At 20.5% G+C, this 527-nt stretch carries 1 pseudogene; it reads right to left on the bottom strand.

Annotated features, from left to right (window positions below):
- Nucleotides 1-287 precede the first annotated feature (287 nt).
- A pseudogene (locus M0D11_RS06470) lies at nucleotides 288-527 on the bottom strand (ISNCY family transposase); the annotation flags it as partial.

The raw sequence follows: 527 nt of genomic DNA on the forward strand, positions 1-527 counted from the left end.
AATTAACTAATTTTAAAAAAACAAAATTATCTGAATTCATATTTGATAAACAAGAAATAAATTCAACAGATTTACAAGTTCAATCTTCAACAAGCGGATATAAACCAAGCTTGCCACAAATTTAAAAACGAGATATTACAATTGTAATATCTTTATATATTTAAAATTAATTTTAAGACACCAAATTTGCTCATATACAAATGATTTAAAAATTTATATGATTTAGTATTCAAAAAATAAAATCTCTTATAGAATTCTATTTTTTGCCTAATTTTAATTATGTATTATTAATAACCATATCTTCAAGGATGGTCTTTATTTGGTATATAAACTTTTTTAGTTTTTATCAAATCTTCTTTGATAATTGGCTTTAGTGGTATTTCTTTTAGTTGATATATTTGATTATTATAACTAAGATATAACTCATTAATAAACGATTTAAGTACAATTACGTCAGTTCTGGGTTGTATATATTGAACTTTATTATTTTTATAAGAAAAATACTTTTTACCATAGTATGTTATAGT

This window comes from Spiroplasma endosymbiont of Lariophagus distinguendus (genome assembly GCF_023846195.1).
Classification (GTDB): Bacteria; Bacillota_I; Bacilli_A; order Mycoplasmatales; family VBWQ01; genus Spiroplasma_E.